At 66.0% G+C, this 23,850-nt stretch carries 25 protein-coding genes and 2 tRNA genes; 13 read left to right on the top strand and 14 right to left on the bottom strand.

Going from position 1 to position 23,850, the window contains the following annotated elements:
- Positions 1–18: 18 nt before the first annotated feature.
- Both ACXJKC_RS19340 and ACXJKC_RS19335 read right to left on the bottom strand, forming a co-directional pair.
- On the bottom strand, positions 19–588 hold the full coding sequence (locus tag ACXJKC_RS19340) for a hypothetical protein (protein ID WP_456698381.1): 570 nt from the start codon (positions 586–588) through the stop codon (positions 19–21).
- 76 nt (positions 589–664) lie between these two features.
- Complete coding sequence (locus tag ACXJKC_RS19335) at positions 665–1,387, bottom strand: SDR family NAD(P)-dependent oxidoreductase (protein WP_456698380.1); 723 nt, start codon at positions 1,385–1,387, stop codon at positions 665–667.
- 63 nt (positions 1,388–1,450) lie between these two features.
- Here ACXJKC_RS19335 and ACXJKC_RS19330 point away from each other — a divergent pair, with 63 nt between their 5' ends.
- Complete coding sequence (locus tag ACXJKC_RS19330; protein WP_456698379.1) at positions 1,451–1,987, top strand: MarR family winged helix-turn-helix transcriptional regulator; 537 nt, start codon at positions 1,451–1,453, stop codon at positions 1,985–1,987.
- Positions 1,988–2,007: 20 nt separating this feature from the next.
- On the opposite strand, the gene ACXJKC_RS19325 is transcribed toward ACXJKC_RS19330, so the two are convergent.
- Positions 2,008–2,535, bottom strand: a complete 528-nt coding sequence (locus tag ACXJKC_RS19325) for a universal stress protein (protein WP_456698378.1) — start codon at positions 2,533–2,535, stop codon at positions 2,008–2,010.
- Positions 2,536–2,591: 56 nt separating this feature from the next.
- A complete protein-coding gene (locus ACXJKC_RS19320) occupies positions 2,592–3,479 on the bottom strand; it encodes a LysR family transcriptional regulator ArgP (protein ID WP_456698377.1) in 888 nt (295 codons plus the stop codon).
- Positions 3,480–3,550: 71 nt separating this feature from the next.
- Here ACXJKC_RS19320 and ACXJKC_RS19315 point away from each other — a divergent pair, with 71 nt between their 5' ends.
- Genes ACXJKC_RS19315 through ACXJKC_RS19305 form a run of 3 tightly spaced genes read left to right on the top strand, consistent with a single transcriptional unit; the run spans position 3,551 to position 4,892 of the window.
- On the top strand, positions 3,551–4,177 hold the full coding sequence (locus ACXJKC_RS19315) for a LysE/ArgO family amino acid transporter (RefSeq protein ID WP_456698376.1): 627 nt from the start codon (positions 3,551–3,553) through the stop codon (positions 4,175–4,177).
- On the top strand, positions 4,174–4,560 hold the full coding sequence (locus ACXJKC_RS19310) for a fluoride efflux transporter FluC (protein WP_456698375.1): 387 nt from the start codon (positions 4,174–4,176) through the stop codon (positions 4,558–4,560). The genes ACXJKC_RS19315 and ACXJKC_RS19310 overlap by 4 nt, the downstream gene beginning before the upstream one ends.
- On the top strand, positions 4,557–4,892 hold the full coding sequence (locus tag ACXJKC_RS19305; protein ID WP_456698374.1) for a fluoride efflux transporter FluC: 336 nt from the start codon (positions 4,557–4,559) through the stop codon (positions 4,890–4,892). The genes ACXJKC_RS19310 and ACXJKC_RS19305 overlap by 4 nt, the downstream gene beginning before the upstream one ends.
- Here the strand turns inward: ACXJKC_RS19305 and ACXJKC_RS19300 are convergent.
- A complete protein-coding gene (locus tag ACXJKC_RS19300) occupies positions 4,889–5,668 on the bottom strand; it encodes a DsbA family protein (protein WP_456698373.1) in 780 nt (259 codons plus the stop codon). The genes ACXJKC_RS19305 and ACXJKC_RS19300 overlap by 4 nt on opposite strands.
- Before the next feature lie 121 nt (positions 5,669–5,789).
- Between ACXJKC_RS19300 and orn the strand changes: the two genes are divergently transcribed.
- On the top strand, positions 5,790–6,422 hold the full coding sequence (gene orn, locus ACXJKC_RS19295; RefSeq protein WP_456698372.1) for an oligoribonuclease: 633 nt from the start codon (positions 5,790–5,792) through the stop codon (positions 6,420–6,422).
- A 40-nt stretch (positions 6,423–6,462) separates the two neighbouring features.
- Positions 6,463–6,538: transfer RNA gene (locus tag ACXJKC_RS19290), tRNA-His, on the top strand.
- A gap of 59 nt (positions 6,539–6,597) precedes the next feature.
- On the opposite strand, the gene ACXJKC_RS19285 is transcribed toward ACXJKC_RS19290, so the two are convergent.
- The 3 genes from ACXJKC_RS19285 to glpK are packed head-to-tail and all read right to left on the bottom strand — an operon-like array spanning position 6,598 to position 10,665.
- Complete coding sequence (locus tag ACXJKC_RS19285; RefSeq protein WP_456698371.1) at positions 6,598–7,350, bottom strand: DUF4097 family beta strand repeat-containing protein; 753 nt, start codon at positions 7,348–7,350, stop codon at positions 6,598–6,600.
- Positions 7,347–9,107: a glycerol-3-phosphate dehydrogenase/oxidase gene (locus ACXJKC_RS19280; RefSeq protein ID WP_456698370.1), complete on the bottom strand. Its 1,761-nt coding sequence runs from the start codon at positions 9,105–9,107 to the stop codon at positions 7,347–7,349. Before ACXJKC_RS19280 ends, ACXJKC_RS19285 begins: the two co-directional genes overlap by 4 nt.
- A gap of 46 nt (positions 9,108–9,153) precedes the next feature.
- Positions 9,154–10,665 carry a glycerol kinase GlpK gene (gene glpK, locus ACXJKC_RS19275; protein ID WP_456698369.1) on the bottom strand — a complete coding sequence of 504 codons (1,512 nt, stop codon included), beginning with the start codon at positions 10,663–10,665 and terminating at the stop codon, positions 9,154–9,156.
- A gap of 29 nt (positions 10,666–10,694) precedes the next feature.
- On the opposite strand from glpK, the gene ACXJKC_RS19270 reads away from it, so the two are divergent.
- The gene (locus tag ACXJKC_RS19270) at positions 10,695–11,360 is read left to right on the top strand and encodes a histidine phosphatase family protein (protein ID WP_456698368.1); all 666 of its coding nucleotides are present in this window, start codon (positions 10,695–10,697) and stop codon (positions 11,358–11,360) included.
- A gap of 53 nt (positions 11,361–11,413) precedes the next feature.
- Here ACXJKC_RS19270 and ACXJKC_RS19265 read toward each other — a convergent pair whose 3' ends face one another.
- Entirely contained in the window at positions 11,414–12,403 is a 990-nt protein-coding gene (locus tag ACXJKC_RS19265; protein ID WP_456698367.1) for a pirin family protein, read from the bottom strand.
- Between the two features lie 74 nt (positions 12,404–12,477).
- Between ACXJKC_RS19265 and ACXJKC_RS19260 the strand changes: the two genes are divergently transcribed.
- The 6 genes from ACXJKC_RS19260 (at position 12,478) to ACXJKC_RS19235 (ending at position 16,386) form a co-directional block, all read left to right on the top strand.
- Positions 12,478–13,152, top strand: a complete 675-nt coding sequence (locus ACXJKC_RS19260) for a DNA alkylation repair protein (RefSeq protein ID WP_456698366.1) — start codon at positions 12,478–12,480, stop codon at positions 13,150–13,152.
- A complete protein-coding gene (locus ACXJKC_RS19255) occupies positions 13,142–14,662 on the top strand; it encodes a phytoene desaturase family protein (protein WP_456698365.1) in 1,521 nt (506 codons plus the stop codon). Before ACXJKC_RS19260 ends, ACXJKC_RS19255 begins: the two co-directional genes overlap by 11 nt.
- A 43-nt stretch (positions 14,663–14,705) precedes the next feature.
- Positions 14,706–14,778: transfer RNA gene (locus ACXJKC_RS19250), tRNA-Lys, on the top strand.
- A gap of 115 nt (positions 14,779–14,893) precedes the next feature.
- Positions 14,894–15,163, top strand: coding sequence for a TFIIB-type zinc ribbon-containing protein (locus ACXJKC_RS19245; RefSeq protein ID WP_456698364.1), 270 nt, complete (start codon positions 14,894–14,896; stop codon positions 15,161–15,163).
- 51 nt (positions 15,164–15,214) lie between these two features.
- Positions 15,215–16,072 (top strand): NAD-dependent epimerase/dehydratase family protein, encoded by an 858-nt coding sequence (locus tag ACXJKC_RS19240; RefSeq protein WP_456698363.1) that lies wholly within the window; start codon positions 15,215–15,217, stop codon positions 16,070–16,072.
- Positions 16,073–16,089: 17 nt separating this feature from the next.
- Positions 16,090–16,386: a DUF503 domain-containing protein gene (locus tag ACXJKC_RS19235; protein WP_456698362.1), complete on the top strand. Its 297-nt coding sequence runs from the start codon at positions 16,090–16,092 to the stop codon at positions 16,384–16,386.
- A gap of 11 nt (positions 16,387–16,397) precedes the next feature.
- Here ACXJKC_RS19235 and ACXJKC_RS19230 read toward each other — a convergent pair whose 3' ends face one another.
- From ACXJKC_RS19230 to kdpA, 5 genes are read right to left on the bottom strand one after another with little or no spacing between them, the layout of a single operon-like run.
- The gene (locus ACXJKC_RS19230; RefSeq protein WP_456698361.1) at positions 16,398–17,078 is read right to left on the bottom strand and encodes a response regulator transcription factor; all 681 of its coding nucleotides are present in this window, start codon (positions 17,076–17,078) and stop codon (positions 16,398–16,400) included.
- Positions 17,075–19,588, bottom strand: a complete 2,514-nt coding sequence (locus ACXJKC_RS19225; RefSeq protein ID WP_456698360.1) for an ATP-binding protein — start codon at positions 19,586–19,588, stop codon at positions 17,075–17,077. Before ACXJKC_RS19225 ends, ACXJKC_RS19230 begins: the two co-directional genes overlap by 4 nt.
- 26 nt (positions 19,589–19,614) lie before the next feature.
- Entirely contained in the window at positions 19,615–20,193 is a 579-nt protein-coding gene (gene kdpC / locus ACXJKC_RS19220) for a potassium-transporting ATPase subunit KdpC (protein ID WP_456698359.1), read from the bottom strand.
- A 4-nt stretch (positions 20,194–20,197) separates the two neighbouring features.
- Positions 20,198–22,195: a potassium-transporting ATPase subunit KdpB gene (gene kdpB, locus ACXJKC_RS19215; protein WP_456698358.1), complete on the bottom strand. Its 1,998-nt coding sequence runs from the start codon at positions 22,193–22,195 to the stop codon at positions 20,198–20,200.
- On the bottom strand, positions 22,192–23,850 hold the full coding sequence (kdpA, locus tag ACXJKC_RS19210) for a potassium-transporting ATPase subunit KdpA (RefSeq protein WP_456698357.1): 1,659 nt from the start codon (positions 23,848–23,850) through the stop codon (positions 22,192–22,194). The genes kdpB and kdpA overlap by 4 nt, the downstream gene beginning before the upstream one ends.

Genomic DNA, 23,850 nt, shown 5'->3' with positions numbered 1-23,850 from the left:
CGCGCGAAACACGAGAGTTCACGAGCCGTCGGAGGACTTCTTGGCCTTGCCCGGTGGCTCGGTGGGCGGGCTGCCCGGCGAATGGACCGGCTCCGCGGCATTGGTCGGCTTGGACGTGGGCTTCCCGTGCACCGTCCCTTTGCCCTTGCCGGGCTTGCTCGGCACAGCCGGGGTTGAAGTTCCCGGCGCGGGAGTGGAGGGCCGGACAGGTGTTGCATCGGATCGGCCCCCGTTGCCCGCGATACTGTCGCGCGTGGTGCGCCCGGTCCTCGTCACGGTGTCGCTCGGCTGTGCATCTCCCGGAGCGAGATCTGTCGGCGCCACGGCCCCGCTGGACGGCAGACCAGCAGAGACGGACGGGGAGTGTGGGCGTGACTCGGTGACACGCGAAGTCCCCGATCCGGTACCGGGGAACGACAAAGGAGACTTGAAGCCGGGCAGCGAGACGTTGCCCACCATGCTGATCACGACGGCCAACACACCGAGAATCAGGAGCACGGACGTCGAACGAAACGTCCACGCCACCCATCGCCGACGCGAGCCGGAATCGTCGGTGAACACCGACGTGTCGCCTGCGTTCTTTGTCATGAAACCTCGCTTCCGGAGACGTACTCTACCGGCAGTTCGAGGACCCGCCGCTCCTCCAGCCAGTCGCACCGCGGGATCATCGGCTGGTCCACTCCCCTCCGTTGACGGCTATCGTCTGCCCGGTGATCTGACGTGCGCTGCCTGAAGCAAGGAATGCCACGGTCGCCGCGATATCGTCCGGGACGCCTGCCCTGCCGGTCATGGTGGCCTTCACCAGGCTCTCGCGACGCTCGTCGGTCAAGACGTCGCGGAAGAATTCCGTGCTCGCGATATAGCCCGGCGAGACGACGTTCGCGGTGAGCCCTTGCGATCCCACCTCTCGTGCCAGGTCCACGTTCCAGGACGCGACAGCAGCCTTGGCAGCGCCATAGGATCCAGCGCCCTTGTCTGCTGCGATCGAGCCGATCGTGATGATCGTTCCGCCCTCGCGCATGACCGGCCGCAGCGCCGCGGTCATCAGCACGGCTGACATGACATTCGACTCGAAGTTGGCCCGCCAGGCCACTGCGACGTCGCTGAGTGCATCTGCGGCGGGGCGGTCGAAGTCGGTGTTCCCGCCGGCATTGTTGACGAGCACGTCGACGTCACCGATCTCGGCCGCGAATTCGGCCACCTGTCGCGGGTCCGAGGCGTCGAACGATCTCGTCGACACATCACGACCGAGGTCAGCTGCTGCCTGTCGGAGAACGTCAGCTCGCCGACCTGTGATGGTCACTTTCGCACCTTCTGAAGCGAACTGCTTCGCAATCGCCTTTCCGATGCCTGTTCCCCCGCCACTCACGACGACACACTTACTCATATGAACCCCATCCCCTGCTACGTTTAGCCCTAAACGTAACGGATGATTCGGAGAGGTGTACGGATGCCCCTCGACCCGCATGACGCCATCGACGCGATCGCTCTGGGATGGAAGCGCGAGCGTCCAAGCACTCCTGTGGACTCGATCGGAGTCGTCACCAGGCTCTGGCAGGCGGCGAAGCTCTTCGGCGACGACCGGACGCGCCTGTTGCGCGGAGCAGGGGCCGACGCCGCGACGCTGGATCTGCTGTCGACCCTGCGCCGCTCAGGCCCTCCGTATCGGATGACGACCCGCGACCTGGCCGAAACAGCCCTGATCACCGCCGGTGCGATCACCCAGCGGGTGACACGAGCCGAAGAACAAGGGCTGGTCGTTCGCACTCCGCGCGGAAAAGGCTCACGGCAGGTCGACGTCGAACTGACCCGAGACGGTCACGAGGTCGTGGAGAACCTGGTCGACAGCGTTTTGAACCGGGAGGTTCAACTACTCGGCGTCCTCGACGACGAGGAACGCGACCAGCTCACCGGGCTATTGCGCAAGCTCCTGAACGGACTGCAGTCGGAGCTGAACGAGGTGAAGCCAGGACACGTCGGTCACTGAATCTCTTGAGAAGCGAGACGTCAGGCCTCGCCCAGCTTGAGTTCGCTGACGAGAGCCTCTTCCAGGTATGTGCCGGACGGATCGGGCGACTCCTGCGCGTCGCCGACTCCGCGGCGCACAACCAGCACGGGGCACTTGGCGTAACGGACGACCTGCTCGCTGACCGATCCCAGGACGAGGCCTGCGAACCCACCACGTCCTCGGCTGCCGACGACGACCATCTCTGCCGTCTCGGATGCTTCGATGAGCTGGGCGGCCGGATTGCCACGCACGACCGCAGTGTTGATCGTGACGTCGGCGTGCTGCTCACGGACGGCGGCCACATCGCGATCGAGTTCGGCCAGCGTGGCCGCCTCGAAATCCTCCAGCGGCGGGACGTATCCGGCTGTCGCAGTCGGAGGCTTGGGCGCGGTCATGAGACTCCAGGCGCGGGTCACCGTGACATGCGTGCCGAGGGCCTCAGCCATACGGACGGCCGTCTGCAACGCCTGATTGGCGTCCTTGGAGCCGTCGTGTCCGACGAGAATTCCGCCCGCTGCTTGGTTCACTGTCTGGTTCCTCCCTCAGGCCGATCCGCCGGGCTCGGGGCGCTCGGCGTCTTCGACTATCCGACCGTATCAAGATGGTCCGCCGCAGCTGCACGGATCGCGGCCTCCACGGCTTCGAGCGCCGGAGTCGTCAGCGCCCATCGCTGCCAGTGCAGAGTCACATCGACGTGCCGTCCCGGTTCCAGCTCGACGAGCTGTCCGGCGAGTTCGGCATCTGCGCTCTGTTGTCGCGGCAACATCCCCCACCCCAGGCCGAGGCGGACGGCCGCAGCAAAATCCGCCGACGCCGGTATGTGGTGGCGTGGCGGCGTCAACCGGATGCCGCCCTTGGGCCGCAGATACTCGTCCTGCAGCTCGTCGGATCGGTCGTACACGACAACCGGCGCCGCGGCGAGCGAAGCGGCATCGACTCCGCCAGCAAACCAGCGTTCCATGAACGACGGCGATGCCATCGGGCGATAGCGCATGACCCCGAGCCGGGTGGATCTGCAACCTTGCACGGCTTCGGCAACTGACGTAATGGCTGCCATGACGGCTCCCGATCTCAACAATTCGGCCGTATTGGCCTGATCATCGCGCTGCAGGTCGAAACATATCGACGACGGCAACGTCGCCAGCGCCGGAAGCAGCCAAGTCGCCAGAGAGTCCGCGTTGACCGCGATCGGAATCACCACGACATCGTGGTCCTCGGCGTCTGCGGTCGCGGTCGCCTCGTGCACCAGGGCATCTATCTGACGGGCGAGGCGGAGATAGGCCTGACCGGCGTCAGTCGGCTCGACGGGCTTGGTCCGGCGTACCAGCACCCGGCCGGCCGACTGCTCCAGCGACTTGATGCGCTGGCTCACCGCCGACGGGGTCAGGTGCAACGCGATCGCAGCGGCGTCGAACGATCCTTCGTCCACGACGGCGGCAAGGGCCTTGAGCTGGGCGAGATCCGGGGTCACATAAGAGATGCTAATGCAACCTGAATAACTTGATCTGTACTTCACTGTCGATCGACCCTAGATTCGACGTCGTGGACCACGACACGCTGCTCTCGACGCTGCAAGGCTTCGGCTTCGGGCTGTCCCTCATCATCGCGATCGGCGCCCAGAACGCCTTCGTCCTGCGCCAGGGGCTGCGCCGAGAGCATGTGCTGCCCGTCGTCGCGGTGTGCGCCGTCTCCGACATCGTCCTGATCGCCGCCGGCATAGCCGGACTCGGCGCGCTCCTCGATCTCGCACCCTGGCTCATCGACGTCCTGCGGATAGGCGGTGCCGCCTTCCTGCTCACATACGGGGCGCTTGCCGCGCGACGGGCCTGGCGTCCGGCGGCGATGCACACCAGCAACGGAGCCGCGCCCACACCGCTGTGGACCGCCGTCACGACATGTCTGGCGCTCACTTGGCTCAATCCGCACGTCTACCTCGACACCGTCGTCCTGCTCGGCTCAGTGGCCGGAACACACGGCGACGACCGGTGGTGGTTCGGTGCGGGCGCGGCGGTCGCCAGCATTGCCTGGTTCACCTCGCTGGGAGTCGGTGCGCGCCTCCTGCGACCGTTGTTCGTACGTCCTGCGGCATGGCGCGTCCTGGACGGGCTGATCGCCCTGGTCATGGTCGCGATAGCGGCAACCCTGTTACATGGTCTGATGGGTTCGTGAGGTCATTCACCATCGTCGCCGTGGGCGGCGCCGTCGGCACCCTTGCCCGCCACAGCATCAACGAATCGCTGGCCTCCGACCGGCTGTTCCCTCTGGCGACGTTCACGGTCAACGTCTCGGGCGCATTCCTGCTCGGGCTCTTGATCACCGCACTCGCCGCACCAGGCGATGAGCGCACAGGACGACGTCGCGATGCCCGGCTCCTGCTCGGTACCGGGCTCCTCGGCGGCTTCACGACCTACAGCACCCTGGCGGTGGAGACCGACGCCCTGCTCCGCGACGATCACCTGGGGCTCGCGCTGGCGTACGGCGCAGGATCGGCCGTCATCGGACTGGCCGCCGCCCTCGCAGGCGCCATCACCGCGCGGGTCGCGATGCGATGACGACCCTCCTGATGGCCCTGGCCGGTGGACTGGGCGCCGGCACCCGGTTCAGCCTCGACACCTGGCTCCGCTCGCGCACCGCTTGGTCTCTCCACGTCGTCAACGTCAGCGGATCGTTCCTGCTCGGACTACTCCTCGGTTTGGGTGCCGACTCGACCTCGGTCACGATCCTGGGCGTGGGATTCCTCGGGGGCTACACGACGTTCAGTGCGGCCAGCCTCGGCACCGCCCAGCTCATACTCGACCGCAGATACACGACGGCCGCCGTCAACCTCGGCAGCATGGTGCTGCTGAGCGTTGCGGCGGCCGCGTGCGGCTATGCCTTGGGCTAGCCCTTCTTGGCTGCGTCGATCGCCTTCTGAATGTCGGCGACCTGCGGGATCGTGTTACCGGCGCCGCTGACGTCCTTGCCGCCGATGCGCATCGTCGGAGTGCCTGAGACGCCGTCCTTCTTGCCCTGTTCGAGGGCAGCCTCGACCCACGGCGTGAACGTCTGCTTGTTGATGCAGGTGTCGATCCCGGTGACTCCGGCGTCCTTGGCCCAGCTGATCAGCTGATCGTTCTCGGGACCTTCGCCGCCCTCTGCGGGCTGATTGGCGAACAGTGTGTCGTGGAACGTCTTGAACGCCTTGACGCCGCCCTTGTCGTTGACGCACACCGCAGCGTTCCACGCGCGCTGGGAGTACTCATTCGTGCTGGCGTTCACCAAGAACGCGTACGGGCGGTAGTCGATCGTGATCTCGCCCTTGGCGACCAGGTCGGTCAGGAACGGGCCGGCGGTCTGCTCGAGCGCACCGCAACCGGGGCACAGGAAGTCCTCGTAGATCGTGACCTTGACCGGATCGGTCTTGGGTGCCGTACCCGTGGCCACCTCAGGGGTGTACTCGATGCCGAAGTTCTTGGCGACATTCGCCGGCGTCGTCAGGTCAGTGGCGATCTTCTTGTCGTCACTGATCGACTTGATGCCGTAGCCGCCCAGGGCGATCAGTGCGACGACCACCACCACGATGGCCACTGTGATGAGGTTGCGCTGCTTGCGGTCGGCCTTCTCCCGCTCCTTGCGCATCTGCTCGGCGCGCGCGGCGCGGTTCTGTCGGTCGTTGCTCACTGCTGTCTCCTGGGTCGTGTGGTCACCACATTGACCAACGCGACGCTGTCGCAGAAGGTTCCACGCGAGCTTACCGGCCCGCGGGCCCACCCTGTCCGCAGATCGCAGTAGTGTGCACCACGTGAATGACAAGTTGGTGTGGATCGATTGTGAAATGACCGGGCTGTCCCTCGAGACCGATGCGTTGGTCGAGGTGGCGGCGCTCGTGACCGACTACGAGCTCAATGTGCTCGGCGACGGTGTCGACCTCGTGATCAAACCTCCGCAGGCCGCACTCGACCAGATGAACGAGTTCGTGACCAATATGCACACGACATCAGGCCTGATCAACGAACTCGAGCACGGAATCAGCCTCGGCGAAGCCCAGGAGCAGGTGCTCGACTACGTCCGCGAGTTCGTCAAGGAACCCCGCAAGGCCCCCATGGCCGGCAACACGATCGGCACCGACCGTGCCTTCTTGGCCCGTGACATGGCCGAGCTCGAAGGCTGGCTGCACTACCGGGTCATCGACGTCTCGTCGATCAAGGAACTGTCGCGCCAGTGGTTCCCGCGCGCCTACTTCGCCGCACCGGTCAAGGGCGGCGAACACCGTGCGCTGATCGACATCCAAGAGAGCATCGAGGAGCTGCGCTACTACCGCAGGGCCGTCTTCACCCCGGAACCCGGCATCGATTCAGACACCGCCAAGGCCATCGCGGCCGAGGTGTCCGGCTCGGCGACGGGCCGGTCGCCGGCTCCCGAGGGCCTGGGATAGACTTCTTCTCGCCGTGTCGGGCGTATGCCCGGCACGCGTGGTGGGCGTAGCTCAGTTGGTAGAGCACCGGCTTGTGGTGCCGGTGGCCGCGGGTTCAAGTCCCGTCGTCCACCCCACGAAGAACCCCCCGAGACTCAGGTCTCGGGGGGTTCTGTGCTGCCAGGGCGGACGTCCGCTACTCGGGGCGTAGGGAGATATCGCCGCTACTGGTCTTGGCCAGGATGAGGCCCTTTCCATCGGCATCCGAATCGACTTTCGACGACACATCGCCGGACTTCGACTTGGCCATGACGTGATAGGTCCTCTTGCCGGTGGGGATGACCGCGGCGATGTCTCCGCTGGTCGTGGTGGCCTTGAGCCCGAAGGGCTGGGTCTTGAAGCTCGCGGCGATGTCTCCGCTCTTCGACGTCGCGAACAGTTCGTCGACCTTCAGTTGCTTACCGGTGATATCGCCGCTCCCGGTCAGGATCGTCAACGCACCCTCGTCGATCGAGTCAGCCACGACATCGCCTGAACTGGTACGGATCACGACCGGAAACCCTTCGGGGATCTCCAGCGTCGCGGAGACTCCGCAACCTGGCGACAGCCAGGTCTGGCATTCGGAGGCGATCTTGATCTCATCGCCGCGACGACCGATCTCGAAGTCGGTCTTGCGCAGGCCGCTGGTGATTCGTGACGTGACCTTCACGACATCGGGATCGCCTTGAACCAGGCGTAGATCGGCCGATCCGCTGTCGATCACGATCTGGGCCGAGTTGCCGATCTCCACAATGCTGGTCGACACCTTGGTGTTGCGCTTGAGCAGCGACGTCCCCAGCACGAGACCGATCACGAGCGCCACGAACAGGAGCGTGCCGAGCACCGTCAACAGCGTCCGTGAGGCCGGTGACCGGATGTCGTAGTCAGCGACGACCTCGTGCTCCGTCACGAAGCGCCCTCAGCTGTGAGCGTCGAACTCTCCCGTGTCGAAACCGGGACGACGTCGCCGGCGCCCATGCGGGCGGCGTCGGCGGTCTCGTCATCAGGCATGGTCTGACTCTCCCGCTCTGCCTCGACGCGCTTGAGGTAGTGGTCGATCTCATTGGCGCGCTGCTCGTCGGTCCACCCCAGAACACCGCCCATCAGCGCCGCCACCTCCTCGGCTACCTCGGTGCCACGGTCGAACGTCTCGATCGAGATCCGGGTTCGGCGCGCGATCGCATCGTCGAGGTGGCGGGCCCCCTCATGCGTCGCGGCGTACACGATCTCGGCCCGCAGATAGTCATCGGCGCCGGTCAGTGCCCCGGCCAGGTCGGGTCGCTCCGCGATCAGGTCGAGCAGTTCGTCGATCAGCGATCCGTAGCGGTGCAGGAGGTGCTCGATTCGGCCGACTCCAAGGCCGTGCGTCCGGGCGAGCATATGTCGTTGGTTCCACACCGCCTCGTAGCCGTCTGCTCCGAGCAAGGGGACGTCTTCGGTCACCGACGGCGGGGCATGGCGGTCGAGCTGAGTCGACATGCCGTGCACAGCCGCGTCGATCGCGTCCTTGGCCATGACCCGGTAGGTCGTGTATTTTCCGCCCGCGATGACCACGAGCCCTTTGACGCTGGTTCCGACCGCGTGTTCGCGCGACAGCTTGCTGGTGGCCTCATCCTCGCCCGACAGCAGCGGCCGAAGACCCGCGTAGACGCCCTCGACGTCGGCGTGGGTCAGCGGCTCCTCCAGCACGGTGTTGACATGGTCGAGCAGATAGTCGATATCGCTGCGGCTCGCGGCCGGGTGATCCTTCGACAGCGACCAGTCGGTGTCGGTCGTGCCGATGATCCAGTGCCGGCCCCACGGGATGACGAACAGCACCGACTTCTCGGTGCGCAGTATCAGCCCGGATTCGCCGCGGATCCGGTCACGTGGCACGACGAGGTGCACGCCCTTGCTGGCCCGGACGTGGAACTGTCCACGCTCCCCCGCGAACGACTGCGTCTCATCGGTCCAGACGCCGGTCGAGTTGACAACTTGTTTGGCCGCGATGTCGAACTCGTGCCCCGACTCCAGGTCCTTGACCTTGGCGCCGACAACCCGGTCGCCTTCACGGAGCAGGCCGATCACGCGGGTACGGCTCGCGACATGCGCTCCGTAGGCAGCTGCGGTGCGCGACAAGAACATCGTGTGACGGGCATCGTCGACCTGGCCGTCGTAGTAGTGCAGCGCACCGATCAGCGCATCCTTCTTGAGCGCGGGCATCAGCCGGCGGGCGCCACGGCGGGTCAGATGCCGGTGATGTGGCACACCGCGCGAACGTCCCGAGAGGAATGCCAGCGAGTCGTACAACGCGACACCCGCGCCGGCGTAGAAGCGTTCCCAGCCGCGGTGAGTCAGCGGGTACAGGAAGGGGACGGGATGCACCAGATGCGGGGCGAGCCGGTCCAGCAGCAGGCTGCGCTCGGCGAGCGCCTCAGCGACGAGCCGGAAGTCGAGCATTTCGAGGTAGCGCAGGCCGCCGTGGATGAGCTTGCTCGACCGGCTGGAAGTGCCGGAGGCGAAGTCTCGCGCTTCCACCAGGCCGACTGTGAGCCCGCGGGTGGCCGCGTCGAGCGCTGCACCACCGCCGACGACCCCCGCACCGATCACGAGCACGTCGAGCGGCGTCGCAGCCATGGCATCGAGCGCGGCTTGACGATTCTCGGGCGAAAGAGCAACGGAACGCATGGCCCCAGTCAATCAGGTTGTAGCCCACTGCACCTGTTGTCGGGTCTCAGTCGACGTCGACCCACTCGAGCGTCTTGTCGACAGCCTTCTTCCACTGGGCGTGCTGGGCCTGCCGTTGGTCCGCCGTCGACTGCGGATCCCAGCGCTTGGATTCGTTCCAGTTCGCGACAAGCTCGTCGGTATTGGCCCAGTATCCGACCGCGAGGCCCGCAGCGTACGCCGCACCGAGCGCGGTCGTCTCGGCGACGACTGGGCGGCTGACCTGCACCCCGAGGACATCGGCCTGGATCTGCATGCACAGCTCATTGGCCGTGACTCCCCCGTCGACCCGCAGAATCTGCAGATCGAGGCAGGCATCGGCGATCATCGCTTCGACGACGTCCTTGCTCTGCAGACAGATCGCCTCCAAAGCTGCCCGGGCGATATGCGCGCTCGTGTTGTACCTCGACAATCCGACGATGACCCCGCGCGCATCGGAGCGCCAATAGGGAGCGAACAGACCCGAGAAGGCCGGCACGAAGCACACCCCGCCATTGTCGTCGACGGATGCCGCGAGTGATTCGACGTCGCCGGCAGACTTGATGATGCCGAGCTGATCACGCAGCCATTGGATCGCCGAGCCGGTCACGGCGATCGATCCTTCCAGCGCATACACCGCAGGCGCATCGCCGAACTTGTAGGCCAGCGTCGTCAGCAGTCCGTTCGTGGACCTGACGATCTCGGTGCCCGTGTTGAGAACCAGGAAGTTGCCGGTTCCGTAGGTGTTCTTGAGCTGCCCGGGTTCGAAGCAGACCTGCCCGACCAGGGCCGCATGCTGATCGCCGAGGTCACCGGCGATCGCGACCTCGCCGCCGAACGGCCCGGTCGCCTCGGTGTGCCCGTACACCTCGGAGGAGGACTTGATCTCGGGCAGCATCGAGCGCGGGATGTCGAACAGCGCGAGCAGTTCGTCGTCCCACGCGAGCGACTCCAGGTCCATCAGCATCGTCCGACTCGCATTGGTCACGTCCGTCAGGTGCAGGCCGCCGTCGGGACCGCCCGTGAGCCACCAGATGAGCCATGAGTCGGTATTGCCGAAGATCGCGTGGCCTGCATCGGCGTCGGCCCGCACGCCGTCGACGTTGTCGAGGATCCAGCGGAGCTTGCCGCCGGAGAAGTACGGTGCGGGCGTCAGTCCCGACCGCTCGCGGATCAGGTCGGCGTGTCCGTCGTTGTGCAGGGCCGAGGCGATCTTGTCGGTGCGGGTGTCCTGCCACACGATCGCGTTGTAGTACGGGACCCCGGTGCGGCGATCCCACACGACGGTTGTCTCGCGCTGATTCGTGATGCCGATCGCGGCAAGGTCAGCGGCCGCGATACCGGCTCGACCGAGGGCGCCTTCGACGACGTCCTGCGTCGCCTCCCAGATCTCATGTGGATCGTGCTCGACCCAGCCGGCCTGCGGCATGATCTGCTCGTGTTCCAGCTGGTGCCGTGCCACTTCGTGACCGTCGTGATCGAAGATCATGAACCGGGTGCTCGTGGTGCCTTGATCGATCGCACCGACATACTTCGTCATGCGCCAGACCCTATCCGTAGGCTCGTGGCATGCGCTTGATCCTGATCCGCCACGGCCAGACCCCCGCCAACGTCGATGGAGTGCTCGAGTCGACCGTGCCAGGCCCGGGCCTGACCGAACTCGGCTACGAGCAGGCCGCTGAGCTTCCGGCCGCACTGGCACACGAACCGATCGATGCGCTGTACGTGTCGTCGATGATCCGGACGCACCTGACCGCCGCGCCGCTCGCCGCAGCCCGTGGTGTGGTGCCGGTCGAACGTGACGGCGCGCGGGAGATCTCTGCGGGTGACGTCGAGGGCAACGCCGACGAGGCGTCGGTGCACCAGTACGTCTCGACGTTGCTGAGCTGGTGCGGCGGTGACCTCGACGTCCGCATGCCCGGCGCCGACAACGGTCATGAGGTGCTCGCACGATTCGACGAGGTTGTCGCAGAGGCAGAAGATGCCGGCCACCAGGCCGTCGCGATCGTGAGTCACGGCGCGATCATCCGTGCCTGGTGCGCGGCGCGGGCCGACGACGTCGATCTGGAGTTCGTCCGACACCACTACGTCGTCAACACGGGTGTCGTCGTGCTCAACGGCTCCATGAAGTCGAGCTGGGACGTCGAATCCTGGCTGGGCCAGAGCATCAGCGAGGCCGCCGCGCGAGGCGTCACCTCGGACCACAGTCCCGCCTCAGAACCGCTGGACGACTGAGCGCCGGGGACCGTGAATCGCGGACAAAACCCGATTCTTCCGTCACACCCTGATCACTCGGGCTGGTTCATTTCGCCTCTGAGGTCGGCGTGCGGCACGGTCGGGATCGTCCCGAGCCTGCCCTTCTCGAAGTCTTCGAACGCCTGCAGCACTTCGGCCTTGGTGTTCATCACGAACGGTCCCGCCCAGGCGATCGGCTCACGGATCGGCAGTCCACCCAGGAGCACGACCTCGAGCGCGGGGTCCTTGGAGTCCTGCTGCTGATCCGCGCCAACTGTGATGGTTTCGCCGTGTCCGAGGACGGCCAGTTGACCGGCGCTGATCGGACGACGCTCGCGGCCCACGTACCCCGCACCGCCCATAACGTAGACCAGCGCGTTGAAATCCGTCCGCCATGGCACGGTCATCTCGGCACCCGGGAGCACCGTCGCATGCACCATCGCCATCGGCGTGTGGGTCGAGCCGGGCCCCTTGACGCCGTCGACCTCCCCGGCGATGACGCGCAGCAATGCGCCTGCGTCGGGAGTCGAAGCCAGACCGACGTCGCTGGCACGGATGTCCTGGTAGTGCGGGGGCAGCCACTTCGACGCCTTCGGCAGGTTGACCCACAGCTGCAGCCCGTGGAACAGGCCGCCCTTGGCGACGAGCCACTCCGGCGGCGCCTCGATGTGCAGGAGACCGCTCGCAGCGGTCATCCACTGGGTGTCGCCGTCGGTGATGGAACCTCCGCCGCCGTTGCTGTCCTGGTGGTCCATGACACCGTCGATCATGTACGTCACGGTCTCGAAGCCGCGGTGTGGATGCCACGGCGTGCCCTTGGGCTCGCCCGGCGCATATTCGACCTCGCCCATCTGGTCCATGTGGATGAACGGGTCGAGCTTGGCTGCGTCGACACCCGCGAAGGCGCGGCGCACCGGGAAGCCCTCCCCCTCATAGCCCTGGGGCGCGGACGTGACGCTGACAGGCGCCCGATCTTCAGTCTGGGTCGGCGTCGCGATCACGCGAGGCAGGACGGTCCAGTCGGCAACAGTCACAGCAGGCATCGTGTTCTCCTTGGTAGGCCTTCAAAGTAGTACAACATTCAACTACTCGCAACTATTCCCGTAGTGTTGGCCGCATGGATGGCCTCCTCAACGAGATCCGCGCCGGACTGCGAGCCGCTGCGGACCCTGTGCGCGCGCCCGGAATGCAGGCCTACATGAAGTCGGAAATGCCCTACCTCGGGGTACCCATGCCTGCCGTCCGCACCACTGTGAAGACCGCGGTCAAGGTCGATCCTCCTGACTCGGTGGCCGAGCTCGACGGCATCGTGCGCCGCCTCTGGGACGGCGCCGAGTTCCGCGAAGAGCGATATGCCGCCGGCATGATCGCCGACCTCCCACTCGCCTCCGGCGAACTCCAGCTGATCGAGTTGCACGAGCACATGGCCATCACGGGTGCCTGGTGGGACCACGTCGATCCCATCGCGCACCGCATCGCCGCTCTCCACGACATACACCCGAGCCAGACCGCCGACATCGTCCGGGACTGGAGCACCGACCACGACATATGGCTGCGACGCCTCGCGATCATCAGCCAGCTCGGCCGCAAGGACCGTCTCGATCCGGGTCTGCTGACCGACGTCATCGAGCCCAACATCCGCGACCGCGAGTTCTTCATCCGCAAGGCAATCGGCTGGGCCCTGCGCGAGTACGCACGAATAGAACCGGACTGGGTACGAGACTTCGTGGCCGAGCGCGAAGACGTGCTCAGCGGTCTGACCAAACGAGAGGCGCTCAAACATGTCGCATGATTCAGCAGACGTCGCGATCGTCGGCGGCGGTCACAACGCGCTGGTCGCATCGATCTACCTGGCCCGCGCGGGCAAGAAGGTCGTCGTGCTCGAACGCCTCCCCCATGTCGGGGGCGCCGCGATCAGCGCCAAGACCTTCAACGAGCACGATGCGCGCCTTTCTCGCTACTCCTATCTCGTGAGCCTGATGCCTCAACAGCTCATCGACGATCTCGGACTGCGTCTGGAGTTGCGCTCACGCGACACCGCCTCCTACACGCCGTACGACGACGCAGGGTTGCTGGTCGAGACCGTCGAGGGACCCGCGACGCAGGAGTCGTTCAGAGCCCTGACCGGATCCGATCATGAGCTCGCGGCCTGGCGACAGTTCTACGCCGAGGTCGCGACAGTCGCCGAAGCGATCGCACCGACCCTGCTCTCACCGCTGCCCCACATCGGCGACCTCCGCGACCGGGTCGAGATGGCGATCTGGACCGATCTGGTCGACGAACCTCTGGGCATCGCCCTCGAGCGGCGCTTCAGCCACGACCTGGTCCGCGGCATCGTCGGCACGGACGCGCTGATCGGAACGTTCGCCTCACTGCATGAACCGAGTCTGATCCAGAACAAGTGCTTCCTCTACCACCTGATCGGCAATGGCACCGGCGAGTGGCGGGTGCCCGAAGGGGGCATGGGCGCGGTGACCGGTGAGCTCGAACGTGTTGCCCGTGACACTGGCGTCGAAATTCGCACGGACGCCGAGGTACATGCCATCGCACCGCACGCAGGCGGGGCCACCGTCAGCGGAGCCGGATTCGAGATCGACGCCGAGTGGGTGCTGAGCGGCGTCGCACCGTACGTCCTGGCGGGTCTGCTCGGTCACCCTTTGCCACGCAAACCGTCGGGATCGCAGTTCAAAATCAATCTCCTGGTGTCACGGCTCCCGCAACTCAAGTCGGGCATCGACCCGGCGATCGCCTTCGCCGGGACATTTCACCTGGGCGAATCGATGACCGAACTGGAGGCCGCCTACCGCCAGGCCGCCGCCGGCTCCCTACCGGCCAAAGCGGCCGGCGAACTGTACTGCCACACGCTCACGGACCGCTCGATCCTCGGGGCCGAACTCGCTGCGACGACGGCTCACACCCTGACCTATTTCGGCCTGCACACACCCTATGAAGTGCTGCCGGACGAGGCCGCAGCCCAGCGTGCGTACGCCCAGTTCATCGACGCCTTGGAAGAATTCTGTGTGGAACCAGTCACACCACTGATCATGGGTGTCGAGCACAAAACTCCGGCTCAGATCGAGGAGGCGCTCGCGATGCCCGGCGGGCACATCTTCCACGGCGATCTGCAGTGGCCGTGGTTGGAGGAAGGCGAAAAGGCCCACGATTCCGGGCAGCGCTGGGGCGTCGCGACACATCATCCCCGCGTCCTGCTGTGCGGCAGCGGCGCGCGGCGCGGAGGTGCCGTGAGCGGCGTCGGCGGGCACAACGCGGCACACGCCATCCTGGATTATGAGTCCCGTTAGGGGCCTGCTAATGTTTCACTCGCTTCGCCACGCAAGTGGCAACGCGGCATTAGCTCAATTGGCAGAGCAATTGACTCTTAATCAATGGGTTCGGGGTTCGAGTCCCTGATGCCGCACTGTGAAGGCCTCATTCCTCGCCGAATGGGGCCTTCGCTTTTTCTCCGGCCCAGTCGGCGCCACAGGGAACTCTCCCACCGCCGATCGAGTTGGTCAGGACAAGGAGGAACAACTATGAAGTGTCCGACCGACAATGCGGTCCTGGTGATGAGCGAACGTTCCGGTATCGAGATCGACTACTGCCCCGAGTGCCGGGGAGTGTGGCTCGACCGCGGTGAACTCGACAAGATCATCGACCGCGCAGCCAGCGAATCGGTTGCCCCGGCAGCCGCACCGGCTCCGCAGCAGTACGCCCAGCCCCGATATGACGAGCGCCCGCGTTCTGGCCACCAGCAGCCGTATCGCAAGAAGAAGGAAAGCTGGCTCAGCGAGTTGTTCGACTGAGTCCCAGCACGGACCAGGAATAGGCGTCCGGATCCTCCGGTTGGCACTCATATGAAGATCTTGCTCACCGGAGGAACCGGATACATCGGCTCGGCGGTCCTCGAAGCGCTCGTCGGCGCCGGACACCAGGTCACCGCGATCGTGCGCAGCCAGCAGTCATCGCTTGCTGTCAGCGACAAAGGTGCCGTCGGCATCATCGGGGATCTGTTCGACGCCGCCTGGCTCGCAGCGGAACTTCGCGGCCACGACGCTGCGATCCACGCCGCTGCCGGCAGCGACGAGCGCGATCCCGATATGAACGATGCGGTCCTGAACGCTGCGATCGAGGCCTTCTCGGGCACCGACAAGCCGTTCATCCACACCGGCGGGATCTGGACCTACGGCAATAACCAGTCCATCTCCGAAACCGATGAGCCCGCACCCCCGCAGTTGACGTCCTGGCGTCCCGCCAACGAGCAGCGCGTCCTCGGTGCGGACATCAAGAGCTCGATCATCCAGCCGGGCATCGTCTACGGACACGGTGGCGGAATTCCCGCGATGCTGGCCGGGGCCGTCGCCGAGGACGGCACACTTCAGCTCATTGGTAGCGGCGAGCAGCATTGGGTGACCGTTCACGTCGATGATCTGGCCGATCTCTACGTCCGCGTACTCGACAAGGCACCAGGCGGCCAGTCGTATGTGGGTGCCAGCGGCGTCAATCCGACGGTCCGCGAACTCGGCGAGGCATTGACCCCCACGGTCACGCCTGAGTCCGACGAGGCCACGATCGCGCGTCTCGGCCTGTTCGGCGAGGCTCTCCTGCTCGACCAGGCCGCTTCCGGTCAGCGCGCCAAGTCCGACTTCGGCTGGATCCCGACTGGTCCCGCACTCGTCGACCTGCTGGCGAAGGGCTACGCCACGGCCGAGTGATCCGGCATCCTGGGGGCATGTGGATCGGCTGGCTGGAACTCGACCTTCTTCTCGGTGACGTGCATTCGCTCAAAGAGAAGCGATCGTTCGTGCGACCCTTGGTCGCCGACATCCGACGCACGTTCACGGTGTCGGCGGCTGAGACCGGAAGCCTCGACCTGCACCGGCGCGCCGGCATAGGCGTCGGTCTGGTGTCGTCCGAAAGCCAGCACATCATCGACGTCCTCGACAAGGTCGAGGACTACGTGGCACGTCGGCCCGAGTTCGACCTGCTGTCGGCGCACCGCGGAATGGCGAGCAGCGCCGACGAATAGCCGGATGTCTCTCATGGCCTTGAGACGAGCCGATAGCCGATGCCCGGTTCGGTGATGAAGATCGTGGGCCGCGACGGATCCGTTTCCAGTTTGCGGCGCAATTGGGCCAGATAGACCCGCAGGTAGTTGGTCTCGCGGGAGTATCCGGGCCCCCAGACCTCATGCAGCAGATCTGCCTGCCGCACGAGCTTGCCCTGACGGCGAGCGAGTACCTCGACGATGTGCCATTCGGTCGGCGTCAGTCGCACCTCCTGGCCGGCTCGCACGGCACGTCGTTCGGTGACGTCGAGGCGCACATCCCCGACTTCGACCACGATCGCGACGTCATCGGAGCCGCCGCGCCGCATCGCGGCGCGGACCCGCGCCAGCAGTTCCTCGAGCTCGAATGGTTTGGTGACGTAATCGTCGGCTCCCTCGTCGAGGGCTTCGACCTTGTCGTCGGACTCGTGACGGGCCGACAGCACCACGATGGGCACCCGGGCGTGGGTCCGCAGCCGTTTGAGCACTGCGACCCCGTCGAGATCCGGCAGGCCGAGATCGAGGATCACGACGTCAGGCATCCGCTCGTCGACGATCTGCAATGCCGATCGGCCGTCGCCGGCAGTCTCGACGTCGTAGCCCCGCGCCCGCAGGTTGATCGACAAGGTGCGCAGGATCGCCGGATCGTCGTCGACGACCAGAACGAATGTCATATCGTCACTCCCCTCAGCGGCAGATCGAGGATGAACGTCAGTCCGCCCCCCGCGGTGTCCTCGGCGGTCAACGTACCGCCCATCGCTTCGGTCAGCCCACGGGCCACGGCAAGCCCCAAGCCGATCCCTTCGCCACGCGGCACATCACCCAGACGCTGGAACGGCTCGAACAGCCGATCCCGCTGCGCGGCGGGAACGCCCGGACCGGTGTCGATGATGCGGACTATCGCGCGTTGACCTGCCGCCGAAGCGTCGACGCGGACGCGGGTGTCACCAGGCGCGTACGTGACGGCATTGGCGATGACATTGGCGAGCACCCGCTCCAGCAGACCCGCGTCACCGGCGACCAGTGCCGCCGCAGGATCGATCTGGACGTCGACCCGATCGTGACCCGGCAAGGTCGCGAGCGCCGCCCCGATAGCTCCGGCAAGCTCGACCTCGTCGACATGGGCGTTGACGGCTCCCATCTGCAGACGGCTCATATCGAGCAGATTCGCGATCAGGTCTTCGAGACGGTCGGCGCCCTCCTCGACCGTCTCGAGCAGTGCCTGCTCGTCCTCGGCCGACCAAGTGATCTCGGTATTGCGCAGGCTGCTCACCGCGGCCTTGACCACGGCCAGCGGAGTCCGCAGATCGTGAGACACCGCCGCCAGCAACGCCGTGCGGGTGCGGTCCGTCTCGGCCAGGAGCCGGCGCTCGCTGCTCTCGCGCGCCGCCTGGCGACGCTCCGCCAGTACCGACGCATGTGCGGCGTAGGCCTTGAGAAGACGCTGATCAGCGGCCGGCAGTGCTCGTCCAACCAACACGAGGTGCGAGTCGTCATCGACCGGCACCGACACATCGGCGTCCGACAGCGACGTGATCGGCGCGCCGACTGTCTCGACGACGACACCGTCCGTGCCGATGATCGAGGCGCCCCGCATGCCGAACAGCTCGCAGGCGCTGGTCAACAAGGAGTCGAAGTCACCCGCATGCAGCAGGCTGTGCGACAACACAGCGAGCGCATCGGCTTCTGCCGACGCCTTCTCGGCCTGGGCCGTGCGCCGGGCAGCGAGACCCACAACCGACGACACCGCGATTCCGACGATCACGAACAAGACGACTGCCACCGCATTGTCTCCGCTGGCGATCGTCACAGTCCGAAGCGGCGGGGTGAAGAAGTAGTTGAGCGCGAAGCCGCTGATGAGCGAACACGCCATCGCCGGCCACCGTCCGCCGACGATCGCCGTCGCCACGACCAGTGCCATGAAGAACATCGCCTCGGTCGGCAATCCGTGGATGTCCGGCGTCGCAAGCAGCAATGCCGCCAGGATGAACGGGCCCGCAACACCCACGAGGTAGCCCGCCAGTCGCCGTTTACGGCTCAGATCCGGGGAGGCACGCACATTGGCCTTGGTCCGTCGTGCCTCGTCGTGCGTCACGATGTGGACGTCGATGTCTCCTGATTCGGCGATCACGATCTCGCCGATACCGGGATTGGCCAGCGTCGAGAGCCGTCCGCGACGACTCGCGCCGATCAACACCTGCGTCGCATTCTCGGCGCGGGAGAACTCCAAGATCGCGGTAGCAGTGTTGTCGCCCACGACGGAATGGAAGGTGCCGCCCAGGTCTTCGGTCATGGTGTGCAATCGGTGCAACCGGGCCGGGTCCATGTGGGTCAACCCGTCGCCGCGGGTCACGTAGAGCGCGAGCCACTCCCCCGTCCCCGTGCGCGAGACGATGCGGGCCGCACGCCGCAGCAGGACCTCGGATTCGGGACCGCCGGTCACCGCGACGACGATCCGCTCGCGGGCCGCCCAGGTGGAGTCGATGTCGTGCTGAGTGCGGTAACGCTCCATTCCCTCGTCGACCCGGTCGGCGAGCCACAACAGTGCCAACTCGCGCAGAGCCGTCAGATTGCCTTCGCGGAAGAACTGCGACAGGGCCGCGTCCACTTTGTCTGCGGCATAGATATTGCCGTGAGCCATCCGCCGCCGCAGAGCCTGCGGGCTCATGTCGACCAGTTCGATCGCATCGGCCTGACGGACGACCCGGTCAGGGACGGTTTCGCGCTGTCGGATTCCGGTGATCGACTCGACGACGTCGTTGAGCGACTCGAGGTGCTGGATGTTGACCGTCGTGATGACGCAGATCCCGGCGTCCAGCAACTCCTCGATGTCCTGCCAGCGCTTCTCATGACCGGCCCCGGGGACGTTGGTGTGGGCCAGCTCGTCGACGAGGGCGACCTCGGGGCGCCGCTTCAGCAATGCGGCCAGGTCGAACTCCTCCTGGACCGTTCCGCGATGTTCCAGTACGAGGCGCGGTAACACCTCCAGGTCGCCGATCTGCTCGATCGTGTGCACCCGATCATGGGTCTCGACGAATCCGACGACGACATCGGTGCCGCGCGCCGCCCGACGTCGCCCCTCGTCCAACATCGCGAACGTCTTGCCGACGCCCGGCGACGCGCCGAGGTAGACCCGCAGGATCCCTCTCGGACGCGTCGCAGCATTCGCAGATCCGGTGTTCACGGATTCAGTCTGCACCCGAGACCGTCCTACTTTCCGGCCAGCTCGAGATTGAGCTCCAGCACGTTGACCTTGGATTCGCCCAAGAAGCCGAACTGCCGGCCAGAGGTCGCATCCTCGACGAGCCGTTCCACCTGCTCGGACGGCAGTCCGCGTTCACGTGCGATCCGGTCGACCTGGAGCGCGGCATACTCCGGTGAGATGTACGGGTCCAGTCCCGAACCCGACGCCGTAACAGCGTCCGCCGGGATCTGCGAGACCGCAATCCCCTCCAAAGCAGCGATAGCGCTCTGCCGGTCCTTGATCGCGGCGAGCAGATCCGGATTGGACGGGCCGAGGTTGGACGGCGCGGACGCCAGGGCGTCGTACTCCGGAGCGGACGGGCGTCCGTGGAACCACTGCGGGCCCGCGCTGGCGAAGTCCTGCCCGATCAGCCGTGAACCGACGTCCTGGCCGCCGGCCGAGACCATCTGGCCGTTCGACCGGTCGTGCAAGGCCACCTGGCCGACGCCCCAGACCGCCGCGGGATACAGCACCCCGAGCACGACGGTCATGACCAGCAGGACCTTGAGCCCCACAAAGGACTGACGGAAGAAGTTTGCGGTCATGGTGCTACCCGATTCCTGGGATGGTGGAGATGACGAGGTCGATGAGCTTGATGCCGACGAACGGGGCGATGATCCCGCCGAGTCCGTAGATCACGATGTTGCGGCGAAGCACCGAGGCAGCCGAGGCCGCGCGGTACTTCACGCCCTTCAGCGCCAACGGGATCAGCGCGACGATGACCAGGGCATTGAAGATGACCGCCGAGGCGATCGCCGACTCCGGTGTCGCGAGCTGCATGACGTTGAGCCGGTCGAGGGAGGGATAGGCGACCAGGAACATCGCCGGGATGATCGCGAAGTACTTCGCGATGTCATTGGCGATCGAGAACGTCGTCAGCGCACCGCGGGTGATGAGCAGCTGCTTGCCGATGCCGACGATGTCGATCAGCTTGGTCGGATCGGAGTCGAGGTCGACCATGTTGCCGGCCTCCTTGGCCGCGGACGTCCCGGAGTTCATCGCGACGCCGACGTCGGCGGCGGCGAGAGCGGGCGCGTCGTTGGTGCCGTCGCCGGTCATCGCGACGAGACGTCCACCCTCCTGCTCCTTGCGGATCAGCTGCATCTTGTCCTCAGGGGTGGCTTCGGCCAGGAAGTCGTCGACGCCGGCCTCCTTGGCGATCGCCGCCGCGGTCAACGGATTGTCGCCGGTGATCATCACGGTGCGGATGCCCATGCGGCGCAGTTCGTCGAACCGCTGGGTCATGCCCTCCTTGACGACGTCCTTGAGATGCACGACACCCAGCAAGGCGGTCTGTCCGTGGCTCTGTTCGGCCACGACGAGCGGAGTGCCGCCGGATCCGCTGATCTCGTCGATCGTGGCCCGGACCTCGGCGTCGACCTCGCTGCCCGACCAGGCCGCGATCGCTGCGCCGGCCCCCTTGCGGACGATCCGTCCATCGGCCAGGTCGACCCCTGACATCCGGGTCTGAGCGGTGAACTCCACCGCCGTTGCGCCGACCGGGAGCGAGCCATCGGCAGCGCCCTGCTCGACAGCGAGATCGACGATCGATCGGCCTTCGGGTGTCAGGTCGGCCACACTCGACAGCCTGGCCGCATCGCGCAGATACTCATCCGTGACGCCCGGGGCCGCCACGAACCGGGTCGCGCGACGGTTGCCGTAGGTGATCGTCCCGGTCTTGTCGAGCAACAACGTGCTGACATCTCCCGCGGCCTCCACCGCGCGTCCCGACAGCGCGAGCACATTGACCCGCACGAGCCGGTCCATCCCCGCGATGCCGATCGCGCTCAGCAGCGCACCGATCGTGGTCGGAATCAGGCACACCAACAGGGCCACCAGGACCAGGGTGCTTTGCGGAGCGCCGGCATAGTCGGCCATAGGTGCCAACGTCGTGACGGCCAGTACGAACACGATCGTCAGGCTCACCAGCAGGATCGACAACGCGATCTCATTGGGTGTCTTACGCCGGGACGCGCCCTCGACCAGCGCGATCATACGATCGAGGAACGTCTCGCCCGGCGCTGAGGTGATCTTGACCGTGATCTGGTCCGACAGCACCTTGGTGCCGCCCGTGACCGCCGATCGATCGCCGCCGGCTTCGCGGATCACCGGCGCGGACTCGCCGGTGATGGCCGACTCGTCGACCGTCGCGACGCCCTCGACCACATCACCGTCGCCGGGAATGACCTCGCCGGCCTGCACCAGCACCAGGTCGCCGATCCGCAACTCCGTGCCGGGCACACTCTCGAAACTGCCGTCAGGCCCGACCCGCAGTGCGGAGACCGTGGTGCGGGCGGCCCGCAACGAGGCCGCCTGAGCCTTACCGCGGCCCTCGGCGACGGCTTCGGCCAGATTGCCGAACACCACCGTGAGCCAGAGCCAGATCGTGACGACCCAGGCAAAGACGCTGGGCTCGGCCACCGCGATGAACGTCGTCATGATCGAGCCGATCCAGACGATGAACATCACGGGGCTACGCCACAGGTGCCGGGGGTCGAGCTTTCGCAGTGCCTGGGGCAACTGCGACAACAGTGAATGGAGCGTCATGCGAGAGCCTCCGCGAGGGGTCCGAGAGCGAGCGCCGGGAAGAACGTCAGACCTGTGATCAGGAGGATCACGCCGACGAGCAGCCCGACGAACAGGGGGGTATGGGTGGGCAGAGTGCCAGCCGTACTCGGCACCTTGCCTTGTTTGGCCAGCGAACCGGCGAGTGCGAGAACCAGGACGATCGGGATGAACCGGCCGAGCAGCATCGCCAGTCCCAGCGATATCTGGAAGAAGTCAGACGTCACGGTGATGCCTCCGAAGGCACTGCCGTTGTTATTGGCCGCCGAGGTGAAGGCGTAGACGACTTCGCTGAACCCGTGCCCTCCCGGATTTCCCATCGCCTCGGCCGTACTCGGCAGGGCGATCGCGGTACCGATGCCGATCAGGATGATCGCCGGGACGGTCAGCGTGTACAGCGCCACGAACGTCATCTCTTTGGCACCGATCTTCTTGCCGAGGAACTCCGGTGTCCGGCCGACCATCAGGCCCGCCACGAAGACGGCCAGGATCGCCATGATGAGGATTCCGTAGATGCCGGCACCCACCCCGCCGGGCGAGACTTCGCCGAGCATCATGTTGAGCATCGGCACGGCACCGCCGAGCGGCGTCATCGAATCATGTGCGGAGTTGACCGCGCCCGTCGACGTACCGGTGGTCGCGACGGCGAACAGCGCCGAGCCCCAGGTACCGAACTGGGTCTCCTTGCCCTCCATCGCGCCTCCGGCCAACTGCGCGGCCTGCGAGTGTGCACCGGTCTCCGACCAGGTCGCGACGGCAAGCGCGCAGCCGAGCATGAAGGTCATCGCGCCGAGGATCGCCAGACCCTGACGACGGTGGCCGATCATGGTGCCGAATGTGCGGGTCAGGCTGACCGGGATCACCAGGATCAAGAAGATCTGCAGCAGATTGGCAAAGGGGGTCGGGTTCTCGAACGGGTGGGCGGAGTTGGCGTTGAAGAAGCCACCGCCGTTGGTGCCCAGCACCTTGATGGCTTCTTGACTCGCAACCGGCCCGCCGGGGATCACCTGGGTGCCGCCGCTGATGGTGCGCACCGTGTCGTCGGCGAAGTTCTGGACCGCGCCCTGTGTGATCAGCAGGATCGCGCCGATGAAGGCGATCGGCAGCAGGATGCGCAGCGTCCCGCGCACCAGATCGACCCAGAAGTTGCCGAGTTCACCGCTGCGCGAGCGGACGAATCCCCGGATCAGGGCGACCGCCACGGCCAGGCCCACTGCCGCGGACACGAAGTTCTGCACCGCCAGACCGGCCGCCTGGGCCGCGAAGCCCAAAGTCGACTCACCGCCGTACGACTGCCAGTTGGTGTTGGTGACAAATGAGATGGCGGTGTTGAAGCCCATCTCCCAGGGCATACCGGCCATTCCCCGGTCGAACGGCAGCATCTGCTGACCGACCAGGATCGCGAATAGCACGACAACGCTCGCCAGGGAGAAGCCGAGGACGCTGAGCGTGTAGCTGCGTGAGCTCTGCTCGGCGTCGGGGTTGACCCCCACCAGCCGGTAGGCGCGCTTCTCGACGCGCCAGTGAGCAGGTGAGGTGAAGACTCTGGCCATGTAGTCGCCCAGGGGTACGTAGACGATGGCGAGCAGGAGGACGAGGGCACTGATCGTGAGCAGGCCGGACGTGGTGTCGTTCAT

It is taken from the genome of Aeromicrobium sp. P5_D10 (genome assembly GCF_054049535.1).
This window is presented reverse-complemented; position numbering and strand designations above follow the sequence as displayed.